12 protein-coding genes are annotated in these 11,706 nt (G+C 70.4%); 8 read left to right on the top strand and 4 right to left on the bottom strand.

What is annotated here, in order from left to right:
• Positions 1 to 2 precede the first annotated feature (2 nt).
• The 4 genes from AC3A6X_RS23930 to AC3A6X_RS23945 all read left to right on the top strand — a co-directional run bounded on the left by AC3A6X_RS23930 (position 3) and on the right by AC3A6X_RS23945 (position 4,572).
• A complete protein-coding gene (locus AC3A6X_RS23930; RefSeq protein ID WP_309967282.1) occupies positions 3 to 902 on the top strand; it encodes a MurR/RpiR family transcriptional regulator in 900 nt (299 codons plus the stop codon).
• Positions 895 to 2,373 carry an N-acyl-D-amino-acid deacylase family protein gene (locus AC3A6X_RS23935; RefSeq protein ID WP_487844527.1) on the top strand — a complete coding sequence of 493 codons (1,479 nt, stop codon included), beginning with the start codon at positions 895 to 897 and terminating at the stop codon, positions 2,371 to 2,373. The genes AC3A6X_RS23930 and AC3A6X_RS23935 overlap by 8 nt, the downstream gene beginning before the upstream one ends.
• A gap of 47 nt (positions 2,374 to 2,420) precedes the next feature.
• The gene (locus AC3A6X_RS23940) at positions 2,421 to 3,449 is read left to right on the top strand and encodes a DUF2272 domain-containing protein (protein ID WP_487844528.1); all 1,029 of its coding nucleotides are present in this window, start codon (positions 2,421 to 2,423) and stop codon (positions 3,447 to 3,449) included.
• Between the two features lie 148 nt (positions 3,450 to 3,597).
• Complete coding sequence (locus tag AC3A6X_RS23945) at positions 3,598 to 4,572, top strand: LysR family transcriptional regulator (RefSeq protein ID WP_487844546.1); 975 nt, start codon at positions 3,598 to 3,600, stop codon at positions 4,570 to 4,572.
• 15 nt (positions 4,573 to 4,587) lie between these two features.
• Here the strand turns inward: AC3A6X_RS23945 and AC3A6X_RS23950 are convergent, their stop codons facing one another.
• The 4 genes from AC3A6X_RS23950 to AC3A6X_RS23965 are packed head-to-tail and all read right to left on the bottom strand — an operon-like array spanning position 4,588 to position 8,679.
• The gene (locus tag AC3A6X_RS23950; protein WP_487844529.1) at positions 4,588 to 5,640 is read right to left on the bottom strand and encodes a VWA domain-containing protein; all 1,053 of its coding nucleotides are present in this window, start codon (positions 5,638 to 5,640) and stop codon (positions 4,588 to 4,590) included.
• Complete coding sequence (locus AC3A6X_RS23955) at positions 5,637 to 6,629, bottom strand: DUF58 domain-containing protein (protein ID WP_487844530.1); 993 nt, start codon at positions 6,627 to 6,629, stop codon at positions 5,637 to 5,639. Before AC3A6X_RS23955 ends, AC3A6X_RS23950 begins: the two co-directional genes overlap by 4 nt.
• On the bottom strand, positions 6,610 to 7,629 hold the full coding sequence (locus AC3A6X_RS23960) for an AAA family ATPase (RefSeq protein ID WP_487844531.1): 1,020 nt from the start codon (positions 7,627 to 7,629) through the stop codon (positions 6,610 to 6,612). Before AC3A6X_RS23960 ends, AC3A6X_RS23955 begins: the two co-directional genes overlap by 20 nt.
• 51 nt (positions 7,630 to 7,680) lie before the next feature.
• The gene (locus AC3A6X_RS23965; protein ID WP_487844532.1) at positions 7,681 to 8,679 is read right to left on the bottom strand and encodes a S1C family serine protease; all 999 of its coding nucleotides are present in this window, start codon (positions 8,677 to 8,679) and stop codon (positions 7,681 to 7,683) included.
• Positions 8,680 to 8,767: 88 nt separating this feature from the next.
• Between AC3A6X_RS23965 and AC3A6X_RS23970 the strand changes: the two genes are divergently transcribed.
• From AC3A6X_RS23970 to AC3A6X_RS23985, 4 genes are all read left to right on the top strand, one after another.
• On the top strand, positions 8,768 to 9,628 hold the full coding sequence (locus AC3A6X_RS23970; protein ID WP_487844533.1) for a TatD family hydrolase: 861 nt from the start codon (positions 8,768 to 8,770) through the stop codon (positions 9,626 to 9,628).
• 124 nt (positions 9,629 to 9,752) lie between these two features.
• Positions 9,753 to 10,178 (top strand): hypothetical protein, encoded by a 426-nt coding sequence (locus AC3A6X_RS23975; protein WP_487844534.1) that lies wholly within the window; start codon positions 9,753 to 9,755, stop codon positions 10,176 to 10,178.
• Between the two features lie 71 nt (positions 10,179 to 10,249).
• Positions 10,250 to 10,783, top strand: a complete 534-nt coding sequence (locus AC3A6X_RS23980) for a DNA-deoxyinosine glycosylase (protein WP_487844535.1) — start codon at positions 10,250 to 10,252, stop codon at positions 10,781 to 10,783.
• Entirely contained in the window at positions 10,780 to 11,535 is a 756-nt protein-coding gene (locus AC3A6X_RS23985; RefSeq protein ID WP_487844536.1) for a class I SAM-dependent methyltransferase, read from the top strand. The genes AC3A6X_RS23980 and AC3A6X_RS23985 overlap by 4 nt, the downstream gene beginning before the upstream one ends.
• Positions 11,536 to 11,706: the final 171 nt, after the last annotated feature.

Here is an 11,706-nt window from a genome sequence, read left to right on the forward strand (position 1 = left end):
CCATGCCTCAGTCCCTGCTCCAGAAGATGGCCGAGGTGCGCAACAGCGCACCGTCCACGCGGCGTGCCATCCTCGACCTGATCCTCGAGGACCCCGACCGCGTGCTCGAGGAAAGCTTCGAATCGCTGGCCGAACGCTCGCGCAGCTCGGTACCCACCATCATGCGCACCTGCCGCGACCTCGGCTTCGCCGGGCTGCGCGAGTTCAAGCTGGCGTTGGCGCAGGAGCTGGCGCTGGGCGGCTCGCCCCTGCACCGGCGCGTCAACATCGCCGACACGGCCGACGAGGTGGTGGGCAAGATCGCCCGCAGCGCCGCGGCCTCGGTCTCCGGCGTGCGCAGCCAGCTCGACATGGCGGTGCTCGACGGCGCCGTCGGCGCCATCGCCGCGGCGCCGCACGTGGACCTGTACGGGGCCGGCGCCACCTCCTGGTTCATGGCCAACGACCTGCAGGCGCGGCTGTTCCGCCTGGGCCTCTCGGCCAACGCCTGGGCCGACTACCACCTGCAGCAGGTGGCGGGCGCGGCCCAGCGCCCGGGCGGCGTGGTGATCGCGATCTCGCACGTGGGCGGCATGCCTTCGCTGCTGGACGCTGTGGACATCGCGCGCGGGCAGGGCGCGAAGGTGGTTGCGCTCACCCGGCCCGGCACCGCGCTGGCCGCGCGGGCCGATTTCCTGCTGGGCCTCTCGGTGCCCGACGACGCGGTGATGCACGTGGGCATCGACGCCTACCTCACGCACCTGACGGCGATCGAGATCCTGACCGTGCTGGTCGCGCAGCGCCGCGGCGAACCGGCAGTGCAGCGGCTGCAGCGCGCGCGCGAGGCCTTCCAGCGCCACGGCATCGATGCCAGCACGCATCCGCTGCAGAGCTGGGATGGCGGAGGAGTCAAGCATGGCTGACGAACACGAAGGCAAAGGCGCCACCCTGCTCGAAGCCGGCCTGATCGTCGACGGCTCCGGCGGCCCGAGCTGGACCGGCGACGTGCTGCTCGTCGGCGACCGCATCGCAGCCCTCGGCGAGGGCCTGCGCCAGCGCCTGCCCGAGGGCATCGCAGCGGACGATCTGCAAGTCATCGACTGCCGGGCCAAGGCCATCGCCCCGGGCTTCATCGACGTCCACACGCACGACGACGCCATCGTGCTGCGCGACCCGCTCAACCTGCCCAAGGTCTCGCAGGGCATCACCACCGTGGTCACCGGCAACTGCGGCATCTCGCTCGCCCCCTACCGCACGCCGCAGGCGCAGCCGCCGCTAACGCTGCTGGGCGTCGATTCCTTCCTGCACGCCACCATGGCCGAGTACCGCGCCGCGGTCGAGGCGGCGCAGCCGGCGCTCAACGTTGCCGCGCTCGTCGGCCACACGACGCTGCGCTTCGCCACCATGGACGCGCTGGACCGCGCCGCCACCGAGGACGAGCGCGCGCGCATGGGCGCGCTGCTCGAGGACTGCATGCGCGAAGGCGCGCACGGCCTGTCTTCCGGCCTGTTCTACGAGCAGGCCTTCGCCGCGCCGGCCGAGGAGGTGACGGCGCTGGCGCGCATCGTGGCGCGGCACGGCGGCGTGTATGCCACGCACCTGCGCAGCGAGATGGAAAGCATCATCGAGGCCATGCACGAGGCCGGCGACACCGCGTTCAGCGCCGGCGCGCCGCTCGTGATCTCGCACCACAAGTGCGCCGGGCCCGCCAACTGGGGCCGCACCCGGCAGACGCTGCCGCTGATCGATGCGCTGGCCGAGCGCCAGGACATCGCGCTCGACGTCTATCCCTACGTCGCCGGCTCCACCGTGCTGCGCGAGGACCTGGTGGACGGCGTGATCGACATCCTCATCACCTGGTCCGACCCGCACCCCGGCGTGACCGGCCGCATGCTGGCCGACATCGCGCGCGAGTGGGGCGTGGACCAGAAGGAGGCCTGCCGGCGCCTGCAGCCCGGCGGTGCCTGCTACTTCCAGATGAACGAAGAAGACGTCGAGCGCGTCATCGCCCACCCGCGCACCATGATCGGCAGCGATGGCCTGCCGCACGACCGCCATCCGCATCCGCGCCTGTGGGGCGCCTTTCCGCGCGTGTTCGCGCGCTACTGGCGCGACCGGCAGCTCTTCACGCTGGAGCAGGCGGTGCACAAGATGACCGGCATGACGGCGCGCAACATGCGCATCGCGGACCGTGGCCTGCTGCGCGCGGGCGCGATGGCCGACCTGGTGGTGTTCGACCCGCGCACCATCGCCGACACCGCCACCTACGACCGGCCGAAGAGCGCGAGCGTGGGCATCGAGCGGGTGTACGTGAACGGGACGTGTGCGTTCGTCGGCGGCGAGCAGGAGCCTGCCGTGCGCGCGAGGGCGGGGCGGATGCTGACGCGCGGGTGAGCGGCAGCGGCGCTTCAGGCGCGTTGGGCCGGCTATGCTCGCGCCGCATGCGGCTCCTCGACACTCCGCCCCGCTGGCCGTGGCGCTTCCCTGCCGCGGCAGCGCTTGTTGCCGCGCTGCTTTCGGCGGCCGCTGCCCCGGCCGAGGCGGCCTGCCTGGCGACGGGCTTGCACATTCCACCCAACCCGCGCGCCCTGGCCATGGCGGCCGCGGCCCAACGCGAGCACCTGGCTTTCGGCGGGCAGACGCTGGATGCCGAAGGCCGGCTCACCGAGGCCGGTTATTCCGAAGCGGAGGACGCGCGCGGCGGGCCGAGCGCGATGGCGCCGTGGGAGCGGGTGCTGGGCTACTGGCGTGCGGTGGATCCGCAGGACGCCCGGCTGCCGTCCCAAGTGCGCTTCGGCGCGCTGCGCCCCGCCTCCCGCGCGTTGCTGATGCAGGCCTTGAACCGGGCCACGGCCGCGCATTTGCAGGGCCTCGGCGTGGACGCGGCGCAGGGCCTCGAATCCCAGGACCTGCGGGCCGTCCAGGCCGCGCTCGACCGCGTGGCCGTGATCGACACGCCCTGGTCCGCCGCCTTCGTCAGCTGGCTGGCGCGCCAGGCCGGGCTCGGGCCCGAGGAGTTCGTGTTCTCGGAAGCGCATGCCGACTATGCCGGCGCTGCGTGGCAAGCCCGCGCCGACGAGGCGCAGGGCATGGCGAACCCCTTCGCGCTGCGCGCCTGCGATCTCGCACGCACGCCGCCGCGCGTCGGCGACCTGGTCTGCCACGCGCGCAGCGACGATGCGAGCTTCTCCACCTTCGAGGCCATCGGCCCCATGCTGGCCACGCGGCCCACCGGCGGCGCGGCGCTGCCCATGCACTGCGACGTCGTCGTCGCGGTGGATGCGAAGGGATTCGATGCGGTGGGCGGCAACGTGCTGCAGTCGGTGACGCTGCGCCGGCTTGCCTTCGCGCCCCGCACCCGATTGCTGGACCCCAGCTACCTGCTGCAGGGCTGCGAAGCCGGCGCCTCGGGCTGTGTCGATCGGCACATGAGCCGTGCTCCCTGGTCGGTGCTGCTGCAGTGGCGTTGAAAGCCGCATCGGATGCCCCCGGGCGTCCCCGGATGGCGCGGCGGTCCCGATAAGCACTATCTTCTTACTATCGCTTTCGTCCATGCCCCGCATCGATGCCGTCAATACATCACGTGCAGGCATGGACCTCGCTCCTGCACACCAACGCATGCGCTTCAACAAGCTCGATCTGAATCTTCTGGTAGCCCTGGATGCCATGCTCGCCGAGCGCAGCATCAGCAGGGCGGCCGAGCGACTGCACCTGAGCCAGTCGGCGATGAGCAATGCCCTGGGCCGGCTGCGGGACTACTTCGACGACGAGCTGCTGGTGCAGGTCGGCCGCAAGCTGGAGCTGACCCCGCGGGCCGAGACGCTGAAGGAATCCGTGCGCGACGTGCTGGTGCGGGTGGATTCCGCGATCCTCGCGCAGCCGCGCTTCGATCCCGCCCAATCGGACCGCTGCTTTCGCCTGATCGTCTCCGACTACACCTCGATGGTGCTGATGCCGCATCTGCTCGCGCTGGCCGGCCGGCATTCCCACACCGTGCGCTTCGAACTGCTGCCGCTGCTGCAGCCGCCCCTGCGCGAGCTGGAGAGCGGCGAGGCCGACCTGCTCATCCTGCCGACCGAATACCGCACGCCCGGGGAGCACCCCTACGAGCTTCTGTTCGAGGAGCAGTTCGTCTGCGCGGTCTGGAGCGGGGGCTGCTTCGCGCATGCCGACAGGCTGACGGCGGAGCAGTACACGGCGGCCGGCCACGTCGTCATGCAGCCCTCCGGCATGGACGAGCCCACGCGCGCGGGATGGCTGAAGCGCCGCTATCCGGGGGTGCGGCGCATCGAAGTCAGCACCTACAGCTTCGCCGCGGTTCCCTACCTGGTCGTGGGCACCGACCGCATCGCCACCATGCACGGCCGGCTGGCGCGGCTGGCCCGCAAGTCGCTGCCGCTGCGCCTGCTGGCGGCACCGCTGCCATCGCCGGCGATGCAGCAGACCATGCAATGGCACAAGTACCGCACGCTGGACCCGGGGCTGGTGTGGCTGCGCGGGCTGCTGCAGGAGGCGGTGCTGTGCATGGATGCGGAGCTCGGCGCGGCGACCGCGGCGACCGCCAGTCTCGGTGGCGTGAGAGTGTTGCCCTGAGGCCTTTGACAGGCCTTAGAGAATCCGGTTGAACCAGAGCAGCGAGAGCCCCGCCGACAGCAGCGCCAGCACCGCGGCGCCGAGCGCGAACAGTGCCGAGATCTCGGTCTCCTTCTTCTCGACCGTGAGCCTGGAGCTCAGCGTGTTGTAGACCTTGGTCAGGTCGGCGGCGGTGCCTGCGTAGTAGTACTCGGCCTGCGTCTTGTTGGCGATGGCCTTGAGCGTTTCCTCGTCCAGGCGCACCCGCATCGACCAGCCCTCGAAGCCGATGGTCTCGCCGTCCACGGTGCCGATGCCCACCGTGTAGACCCGCACGCCGCGTTCGGCGGCGACCTTGGCCGCGTCGAGCGGGTCGACGCCGGTGGTGCGCTGCCCGTCGGTCAGCATGATGATGGCGGCCGACGTGTAGGAGCCCGGCGCCACCGGCGTGAACTCCTTGGGCGGCGGCTTGCCGGCCTGCTCGAGGGGCACGCCGCGCGTGCGGTTGGGGTTGTTGCCCTGCGGGCTGAAGTTCGCGATGTCGATGCCGGCGTCGGGGAACAGCGTGGCCAGCGAGACGACGATGGCGTTGCCGGTGGCCGTCGCGCGCTGCAGTTGGAAGGAGTCGATGGCCTGCACCAGGTCTTCGCGGTTGGTGGTGGGCAGCTGCGCGACGTTGGCGCTGCCGGCGAAGGCGACGATGCCGACCTTCACGTGGCGCGGCAGATCTTTCAGAAAGGCCTTGGCCGCCTCCTGCGCGGCCACCAGCCGGTTGGGCTGGACGTCGGCCGCGCGCATGCTGCCCGACACGTCCATCGCCAGGATGATGGTCTGCTGGTTCGAGGGCAGCACCACCACCGCCATCGGCCGCGCGGCGGCGATCAGCATCGCGACCAGCGCGAGCAGGAACAGGAAGGGCGGGATGTGGCGGCGCACGCTCTGGCGCACGCCCATCGCCTCGCGCACGATCGACAGGCTGGCATAGCGCAGCGCCAGCTTCTTCTTGCGCCGCAGCAGCCAGACGTAGAGCAGCACCAGCAGCGGCGCCGCGGCCAGGAGCCAGAGGAATTGAGGCCAGAGGAAGTTCATGCTGCCACCGCCTTGGGCTGGGACGAGCCGGCGCGCACGCGGCGCTTGCGCATGTCGGCAAAGCGCACGATCGCTTCCACCAGATCGTCGTTGGTCGAGAGTTCGAGCGTGTCGACGCCGACCTTGGCCAGCGTCTCCCGCAGCGCCGTCTCGCGCTCGGCGGCGAGGCGGGTGAAACGCTTGCGGAAGGCGGCGTCGTGCGTGTCGACCCAGAGCTGTTCGCCGGTCTCTGCGTCGGTGAGCGGCACCAGCCCGAGGTCGGGGATGTCGAGCTCGAGCGGGTCGAACAGGCGCACCGCCACCACTTCGTGGCGCCGCACCAGCTGCGCCAGCGCGCGCTCCCAGCCGGGCTCGCTGAGGAAGTCGGACACCACGAACACGGTCGAGCGGCGCGGCATCAGCACGGCGGCGGACTTGAGCAGGTCGCCCAGCCGGGTCATGCCCTTCTGCTTGGGCTGGTCCTTCTGGTGCGCGCGGCGCTCCATCGCGCTCAGCAGGTGCAGCACGTGTCGGCGGCCGGTGCGCGGCGGGATTACCGCCTCGACATCGTTGCCGTAGACCAGCGCGCCGACCCGGTTGCCGTGCCGTGTGAGCAGACGCGCGATCACGCCGACGAAGCCGGCCGAGATCTCCCGCTTGGCCTTGCGCCCGGAGCCGAAGTCCACCGAGCGGCTCAGGTCGAGGATGAACCAGGCGGCCATCTCGCGGTCTTCGGTGAAGACGCGCACGTGCGGCGTCTGCAGCCGGGCGGTGACGTTCCAGTCGATGTGGCGCACGTCGTCGTGGTGCTGGTACTCGCGCAGGTCGGCGAGGTCGAGGCCGGTGCCGCGCATCAGCGTGCGGTAGTCGCCCTGCAGCAGGCCGTCGAGCCGCCGGATGACCGTCCATTCGAGCCGGCGCAGCGCGCGCTCGGCGCCGCCGGCCGCGGCCTCGGCCGCAAGCTGTTCGTCGTTGGCCGCGGGGCGTCGGCTAGGCCACCAGTTTTTCATGTTCGAGTGGTTTGGCCGGCGGCGGCACGGCCCGCATGATGCGTTCGATAAGGCTGTCGGGCGTGAGGCCTTCGGAGAGGCCCTCATAGGACAGCGTCACGCGGTGGCGCAGCACGTCGGGCACCAGGGCCGTCATGTCCTCGGGCAGCGCGTAGCTGCGGCCGCGCAGCAGCGCCAGTGCGCGCGCGCCCTCGGTCAGGTTGATGCTGGCGCGTGGGCTGGCGCCGTAGGTGATGAAGCGGCGCATGTCCTTCAGGCCATGGCGGTCGGGCGTGCGGGTGGCCGACACCAGCCGCACGGCGTACTGGATCAGCGAGGGGTCGACATACACCTGCCGCGCCTCGGCCTGCAGCGCCGCGAGCTGGTCGGTGGTCGCCACCGGACTGGCCTCGACCGGAGGGCCGATCACGCGCTCGACGATCACGAACTCTTCCTCGTCGGTCGGGTAGTCGACCAGCACCTTCATCATGAAGCGGTCCACCTGCGCCTCGGGCAGCGGGTAGGTGCCCTCGGTCTCGATCGGGTTCTGCGTGGCCATCACCAGGAAGGGGCGCGGCACGCGGTGCGTCTCGCCGGCGATCGTGACCTGGCGCTCCTGCATCACCTCGAGCAGCGCGCTCTGCACCTTGGCGGGCGCACGGTTGATCTCGTCGGCCAGCAGCAGGTTGGCGAACACGGGGCCGAGCGAGGTGCTGAACTCGCCGGTCTTCTGGTTGTAGATGCGCGTGCCCACCAGGTCGGCCGGCACCAGGTCGGGCGTGAACTGGATGCGCTTGAAGCGGCCGCGCACCGCGTCGGCCAGGGTCTTGACGGTGAGGGTCTTGGCCAGGCCCGGCACGCCTTCCACCAGCAGGTGGCCGCCCGCCAGCACCGCGACCATCACGCGTTCCAGGAAGCGGTCCTGGCCGACCACCACGCGCTTGACCTGGTAGAGGATCTGCTCCATCAGCTCGGCGGTGGTGGCGGAAGGCGCGAAAGTCGGTTCGGTCTCTGTGCTCATGCGGTGCTTTCGGTGATGCGGGCCAGGAAAAACGCGATGGGAGAAGCGCGATCAGAAGGGCGGCGAACCGGCGGCCGAGGCGGCGTTCTCGATCGGCACTGCAAATCCGATGCCAATGAAGGTGCGCTGCTGCGTCGGGTTGAGGATGGCGGTAACGATGCCCAGCACCTCGCCGTTCATGTTGATCAGCGGCCCGCCCGAGTTGCCCGGGTTGGCGGCGGCGTCGAACTGGATCAGGTTGCCCAGTTCCTGCTTGCCCTCGGGCGAGCGGAAGGAGCGCTTGAGGCCCGAGACCACGCCGGCCGACACGGAAGGGCCGATGCCGAAGGGGAAGCCGACCGCGGCCACCTGGTCGCCCGGCTGCAGGTCGGCGGTGGAGCGCATGACGGCCGGGATCAGGTCGTCGGGCAGCTTCTGCGCCTGCAGCACCGCGAGGTCGTTCTCGGGCTGCACGCCGGTGATAACGGCCGGCGCCTCCAGGCCGTCGGCGAAGGTGACCCTGATCTTCTCGGAGCCCGCGACCACGTGCAGGTTGGTGAGGATGATGCCCTTGTCGACGATCACCACGCCGGTGCCCACGCCGCGCTCCACCTCGCCAGGCGGTTCGTCGGCCTGCGATTCGGCCGGCTTGCCCTTGGCCATGTTCCGCCCGTGCTTCTGGGTCTGGGCCTCGGGTGTTTTCTTCTCGGGGCCGTAGCCCACCACCCGCACCACCGAGGGGCGGATGATCTCGGCCGCCTTCGCAGCCGGCGAGGGGAGGGTGGCCGTGTGCAGGGTGCGCAGCACGGCGGCGTCGATGTCCTTCTGCGTGTACTGGCGAATGCTCTGGCGCGGCCACAGCGCGACGCTGGTGGCGGCCGATCCGATGCTAAGGGCGAGCAGCAGCGCGAAGCTGCGGCGGCCGGGCTGCCAGCGCGGCTTGGCGGCGGGCGCCGCGACCGGGGCCGATGCACCGTCGGGCGATTCGTCGGGCCGCTGCGGTGTCCCGGCATCGGCCGCTTCATCGAGCGGCGTGCGGGGCGAGCGACTGTAGAAAGCTGGCCTGCGCATCGGGACACCTCCGGCTAAAAAGTCCACGCGTGAGGAGCACGGTAGCACGCTTTCCGCGCCAGTGCATGCGTTCGGGCATCATCCGCCGATGGCCGTCTTCGTCGATACCCATTGCCACCTGGATGCGCCGGAATTCGGCGACGAGATGCCCGCGATCCGGGCGCGCGCGGCAGAGCGAAACGTGGGCCTGTGCGTGATTCCCGCGGTGGCGGCCGCCAACTTCGCGAGGGTGCGGGAGCTCGCGCATGCGCAGCACGACGCCTACGCGCTCGGCATCCATCCCATGTGTACCGGCGAGGCGACGGATGAGCACCTGGCGCAGCTCGATGCGGAACTCGCGGCCCGGCACGACGACCCGCGACTGGTCGCGGTGGGCGAGATCGGGCTCGACTTCTTCGTGCCCGGGCTCGACGCCGACAAGCAGGCACACTTCTTTCACACTCAGTTGCAGCTCGCGCGCAGGCACGGGCTGCCGGTGATCATCCACGTGCGCCGCTCGGTGGACCAGGTGCTCAAGCATCTGCGCCAGGTGGCGCCCGATGGGCGCTGGCTGGGCATCGCGCATGCCTTCAACGGCAGCGCCCAGCAGGCGCAGGCCTGCATCGGGCTCGGCCTCAAGCTGGGCTTCGGCGGTGCGCTGACCTTCGAGCGCGCGCTGCAGCTGCGCCGGCTCGCGGTGGAGTTGCCGCTCGAGGCGATCGTGCTGGAGACCGACTCGCCCGACATCCAGCCGCAGTGGATCTACCGCACGCAGGCGCAGCGCGCGGCGGGCGAGCCGCAGGGCCGCAACGAGCCGGGCGAGCTGCCGCGCATCGCCGAAGTGCTGGCGGGGCTGCGCGGCATCGCGCCCGAGGCGCTGGCCGAAGCCACCACGCGCAACGCGGCCGCGGCGCTGCCGCGTCTGTCGGCGCTGATGGGTGCGTCGGCGGATCGCCTGCCCGCCGCGTAGGCCGAGGGCGCTTGTTGCGCGGCGGCGGTGTTCGCGCGTGCTTTCGATGTCATCCTTGGCTTTCGAGTGACCGTTGCAAGACGGTGGCAAGTTCGTCACTCCAACATTCAAAGGAGCTTTCCTCATGAAGAACACAGCATCGATTCGCCTTCTGCCTGCCGCGCTGGCGCTGGCCCTGGCGTCCATCGGCCTGTCGGCCACGGCTCAGACCCAGCCTGCCGCCCAGCCGACCACGGTCCAGAAGGCGGAGAACGCCGGCGAGAAGGCCTGGGACGCGACCAAGAGCGGCACCAAGAAAGCCGTGAGCGCGACCGAAAGCGGCGCCGAGAAGGCCTGGGATGGCACCAAGAAGACCACCAAGAAGGCCTGGAACGCCACCAAGAGCGGCACCAAGAAGGCCACGCATGCGACCGGCAACGCCGCCGGCAAGGCCGGTACGGCCGTGAGCAACACCGCGACGGCGGCCGGCGACAAGACCCGCCAGGTGGGCGACAAGATCGGCGAGAAGATCCCGGGCACGCCGCAGAACGAAGCCGCGAAGAAGCCCTGATGGCCGCTTGATGGCCTCCAAAGAAAAACCCGCCGTCGGCGGGTTTTTTTACTTCTATGCTCGCGAGTGAGATGGATCAACGCGACGAGAACCCGGACGAAACGCAAACAGTGCTCACGGGCCTGGCCCCGATCGTGTCGGAATCCACAGTGCTGCTGATTCTCGGCAGCTTCCCGAGCGTCCGGTCGATCGCGCAGCGGCAGTATTATGCGCACCCGCAAAACCAGTTCTGGAGAATCTTGCAAGCCACCTGGCCCGACAGCCCGCTGCCCATGGGGCCCGACAGCTATCAAAAGCGTAGCGACTGGCTGCTCGCGCGCGGCCTCGGCGTGTGGGACGTGTACGGGCGCTGCCGGCGCGAGGGCAGTCTCGATTCGGCGATTCGCGACGCCGTCGTCAACGACATCGCGGGCCTGCGCCTGCCGGCGCTGGCCGCCATCGCGCACAACGGCGGCGAGAGCTTCAGGCATGCGCGGCACACGCGCACGCTGGGCGTGCCGGTCCATCGCCTGCCCTCGTCCAGCCCGGCACACGCATCCTGGAGCTTCGAACGCAAGGCGGCGGCATGGCGCGAGGTGATCGCGCAGTACCTGCCCGTCCCATGAAGCGCGCCCTGCCCGAGGTCAACTTCTCCGACTACGGGGACGTGCGCTACCTGCACCTGGGCACCGAGTGGGTCCAGGGCTCGATGAAGCTGGATGCGCCCTTCGAGATCGAGCTCGAGTACGTGCAGCGCATGATGGCCTGGCTGCTCTTCGTCGACCCGGCCGAGGTGCCGAAGCGCCATGCCATGCAGCTGGGCCTGGGCGCGGCCAGCCTCACCAAGTTCTGCCGCAAGGCGCTGCGCATGCGCACCACCGCGATCGAGCTCAACCCGCAGGTCGTGGCGGCCTGCCGCGGCTGGTTCAAGCTGCCGGCCGACGATGCCCGGCTGCGCGTGGTGGTGGCCGATGCGCAGACCGAGATCCGCAAGCCCGAATGGCAGGGCACGGTGGATGCGCTGCAGGTCGACCTCTACGATCACGAGGCCGCGGCGCCGGTGCTCGACAGCGAGGACTTCTATGCCGACTGTCGCCGGCTGCTGACCGAGGACGGCTGCATGACGGTCAACCTCTTCGGCCGCTCCTCCAGCTACGAGCGCAGCCTCGAGAAAATTGCCGGCGCATTTGGCGAGAAAGCGCTGTGGGCCTTCCGGCCGACGCGCGAGGGCAACACCATCGTGCTGGCCCAGCGCAACCCCAGCCGGCCCAAGCGCCCGGCGCTTGCCGAGCGCGCCCAAAGCATCCAGACTCGCTGGAGCCTGCCCGCGCCCAAGTGGCTGCGGGTGTTCAAACCGCTAGGGCCTGTTGACACATGAATCACCCCCGCCTGGGGCCCCAGAGAGGGCCCAATCTAGGCGCCAAGCGCAGCTGGGCTGGATGCCCAGCGAGCATTGGCAATGACGAGTGGGCCCTCTCTGGGGCCCCACCCGAAGGGCCGGGGCGGCAAGGGGCGCAGGGCGTCGTTGCGGTCCTTGCCCAGGCGGCCA

The organism is Variovorax sp. Soil_C_12, from assembly GCF_057657375.1.

Coding starts and splice junctions, on each gene's coding strand:
- AC3A6X_RS23930 (WP_309967282.1), top strand. CDS start 3: ATGCCTCAGTCCCTGCTCCAGAAGATGGCCGAGGTGCGCAACAGCGCA.
- AC3A6X_RS23935 (WP_487844527.1), top strand. CDS start 895: ATGGCTGACGAACACGAAGGCAAAGGCGCCACCCTGCTCGAAGCCGGC.
- AC3A6X_RS23940 (WP_487844528.1), top strand. CDS start 2,421: ATGCGGCTCCTCGACACTCCGCCCCGCTGGCCGTGGCGCTTCCCTGCC.
- AC3A6X_RS23945 (WP_487844546.1), top strand. CDS start 3,598: ATGCGCTTCAACAAGCTCGATCTGAATCTTCTGGTAGCCCTGGATGCC.
- AC3A6X_RS23950 (WP_487844529.1), bottom strand. CDS start 5,640: ATGAACTTCCTCTGGCCTCAATTCCTCTGGCTCCTGGCCGCGGCGCCG.
- AC3A6X_RS23955 (WP_487844530.1), bottom strand. CDS start 6,629: ATGAAAAACTGGTGGCCTAGCCGACGCCCCGCGGCCAACGACGAACAG.
- AC3A6X_RS23960 (WP_487844531.1), bottom strand. CDS start 7,629: ATGAGCACAGAGACCGAACCGACTTTCGCGCCTTCCGCCACCACCGCC.
- AC3A6X_RS23965 (WP_487844532.1), bottom strand. CDS start 8,679: ATGCGCAGGCCAGCTTTCTACAGTCGCTCGCCCCGCACGCCGCTCGAT.
- AC3A6X_RS23970 (WP_487844533.1), top strand. CDS start 8,768: ATGGCCGTCTTCGTCGATACCCATTGCCACCTGGATGCGCCGGAATTC.
- AC3A6X_RS23975 (WP_487844534.1), top strand. CDS start 9,753: ATGAAGAACACAGCATCGATTCGCCTTCTGCCTGCCGCGCTGGCGCTG.
- AC3A6X_RS23980 (WP_487844535.1), top strand. CDS start 10,250: ATGGATCAACGCGACGAGAACCCGGACGAAACGCAAACAGTGCTCACG.
- AC3A6X_RS23985 (WP_487844536.1), top strand. CDS start 10,780: ATGAAGCGCGCCCTGCCCGAGGTCAACTTCTCCGACTACGGGGACGTG.